This is a genomic window from Bacillus sp. JJ1503 (assembly GCF_036965125.1).
GTDB lineage: Bacteria > Bacillota > Bacilli > Bacillales > Cytobacillaceae > Cytobacillus.
In genome coordinates, this window is sequence record NZ_JBALOZ010000414.1 from 1,016 (window position 1) to 3,233 (window position 2,218).

The 2,218-nt window shown below is 35.8% G+C and carries 4 protein-coding genes; 1 reads left to right on the forward strand and 3 read right to left on the reverse strand.

Annotated elements, in window-relative coordinates:
* Positions 1–180 precede the first annotated feature (180 nt).
* Positions 181–783, reverse strand: coding sequence for a YppG family protein (locus V7149_RS24065; RefSeq protein ID WP_335348100.1), 603 nt, complete (start codon positions 781–783; stop codon positions 181–183).
* Between the two features lie 292 nt (positions 784–1,075).
* Between V7149_RS24065 and V7149_RS24070 the strand changes: the two genes are divergently transcribed.
* Positions 1,076–1,258, forward strand: coding sequence for a YppF family protein (locus tag V7149_RS24070; protein WP_335348101.1), 183 nt, complete (start codon positions 1,076–1,078; stop codon positions 1,256–1,258).
* Between the two features lie 106 nt (positions 1,259–1,364).
* Here the strand turns inward: V7149_RS24070 and V7149_RS24075 are convergent, their stop codons facing one another.
* Positions 1,365–1,748, reverse strand: coding sequence for a YppE family protein (locus tag V7149_RS24075; RefSeq protein ID WP_335348102.1), 384 nt, complete (start codon positions 1,746–1,748; stop codon positions 1,365–1,367).
* A 101-nt stretch (positions 1,749–1,849) separates the two neighbouring features.
* On the reverse strand, positions 1,850–2,131 hold the full coding sequence (locus V7149_RS24080) for a hypothetical protein (protein WP_335348103.1): 282 nt from the start codon (positions 2,129–2,131) through the stop codon (positions 1,850–1,852).
* Positions 2,132–2,218 lie beyond the last annotated feature (87 nt).

Below are 2,218 nucleotides of genomic sequence, written 5' to 3' on the forward strand. Positions count from 1 at the left end.
GTTCAACTAACAATCAGTGAGGGATGAAGGAACTCCCCCACTGATTGAAGTTTCACTTTATATTCATTTCTCTATTTTTTCACCATTTTCTATTTACTGTCAATCCTATTTTTTTTAGCCTATAAAAAACAAGGTATTCGCATGACTATTTTGGCGAATACCTTATTGTAAATTTTTTCATTAAACCTTGATAAACCCGCCTAATCCTTTTACAAGCGATGAAACCTGACTTACGGCATTAACCATCTGGCCGGCCGTATTCATCATTTTATTAATATCGATTGAACCATCCTGTGACTTAAATGAATTCATAAGGGATTGTACACCTGATGACTGTTTAGGCATAAAGGATTGCTTTGGGTAAGGGTTCATATAAGAATTAGAGAAATAGGGATTATAAGAGTTCGATATATTTTCGTTTGTTTCAGGATCTAAAGGATTTTGGAAAATGCTCTGTGAAACATTTCCTTGCCCCATCTGCATCCCATTTTGCTGCATCGGATATCCATTAGTTGGGTACTGGTTATACATTAAATTTTGGCTGCCCATGGCAGGATAGGAATTTTGATACATCATGTCACTTCCATATGGAAAAGGTTGATTGTGTGGACCGTTGTAGAACCCCATATTCCCTGTAGGAGAAGGATAATAAGGGGGCTGCTGTCTCCAATGATATTGGTTTAGTCCGTAATCAAATTTATTCATATAAGTTGGGTGATATTGATTCATATATGTTGGGTGATATTGATTTATATAATGGCTGGCTCCTCTTCGGCCAAACATGGGGACATCCTCCTCTTTCATAAACAATCTATCTCAGCTTGTTTGAGAAATCATTACTATAATTTATGAAAAGAATGCCTATATTGTGATACTGGAAAAGTTTTCATTTTTTGTCTATTGTTGAAGATTCATGTCGGAAGTCTTAATATTTGAAAAATAAAGAACCATACCTTTTTTATGATAGGATATTGAAAAGAAATAAACGCTATGCAGTAAAATTTCGTTATTCTGCTAGTAAACTAGCTTTCTAGTTTAGCAGAATACGAGAGAAAATTAGAGGAGGGAAATTAGCATGAATGTTCACGAACTAGCAATGAAATTTTTTCAAATGAGGAATTACAGTCCTGAAAGTGTAAACGAATTACTTGATTTTACGAAAAAGTCATATGTTCAAAACGATATTTGTATTAATGTCTATCGTAACCTTGTTCGTGAACTCGAGGCTCAAGGAGCAGAGGTTCCTGAATCCCTTTAAGGCACATTAAGAGAGACAAACTATAGTATCGGCGTACAAGTAGTCAATCTTATCATCGCTGTAGATACTCTAAGCTGCAAATGACATAATTCAAACGGCCCTCCTATTAAGTGACAGGAGGGCCCATTTCTTCTTTTACAGTTTGAAGCAGTCGGTCTAGTACATATTGCGAAGAAACAATTAAATTAGTGAACCTCGACTTGCTCGTTTCTGGATAAAAGGCTTGTACAGATATTGCTTCGATATTTTCATATGTAGATTCTACTTGCTGGGCAAATAGGTTTTTCGGTCGATTGGTTGTAATCCATTGGATCGCTTTATTTTTCCATTCATCGTTCGTTAATTTCACTTCATCCGCGAACGGTTTAACTTCTTTATAAAAATCTCCGGGCTTCTGCAGCTCCCTAGCCTTTTCATATCTTTCAGACAAAAAGAACATATAATTTAATAATTGGTTTGTCAGATGGATTAGTTCTACATCTTCATTCATAATAATCAGCTCCAAATTCATAGACAGAAATTGCTGTCAGGAGAATTTTTGCAAAAATAAAAGTAGCTTATAAAAATCAGCTACTAAACATTGACCCAATTTTAGTGTAATTTGTAACCTATTTCAAGCTTTATGCTTGGCTGACGATGAAAATTTTCCTTCACATCGGCCTTGCCGCTCTTAGCCTGATAATAAGCGGCTTCCGTTTCTAACGCTTCCATGCTTTTCGTACAGGCTGATATTTGGTCAGAACAATTTATTTGTAATTCGTTTCTAATGCCGGAAAAGTTTGAATCAAGTACAGTTTCTAATTCCTCAAGCTGATTATAAATTTCAGAAAGCATATTAATTAATTCCTCTTTTGCCTTAACATTTTTCTTCATCTTCTAAGCCCTCCTTGGAATAAGAACACCGGTTATTTAAGAATTGTCTAGCTCCAGCGCCTACCCCCTCGAGGTCACAAGCCAATC

What these genes read in the sequence shown, in the direction of transcription:
- V7149_RS24065 (WP_335348100.1), bottom strand. Translation starts at nt 783, where the DNA reads ATGTTTGGCCGAAGAGGAGCCAGCCATTATATAAATCAATATCACCCA.
- V7149_RS24070 (WP_335348101.1), top strand. Translation starts at nt 1,076, where the DNA reads ATGAATGTTCACGAACTAGCAATGAAATTTTTTCAAATGAGGAATTAC.
- V7149_RS24075 (WP_335348102.1), bottom strand. Translation starts at nt 1,748, where the DNA reads ATGAATGAAGATGTAGAACTAATCCATCTGACAAACCAATTATTAAAT.
- V7149_RS24080 (WP_335348103.1), bottom strand. Translation starts at nt 2,131, where the DNA reads ATGAAGAAAAATGTTAAGGCAAAAGAGGAATTAATTAATATGCTTTCT.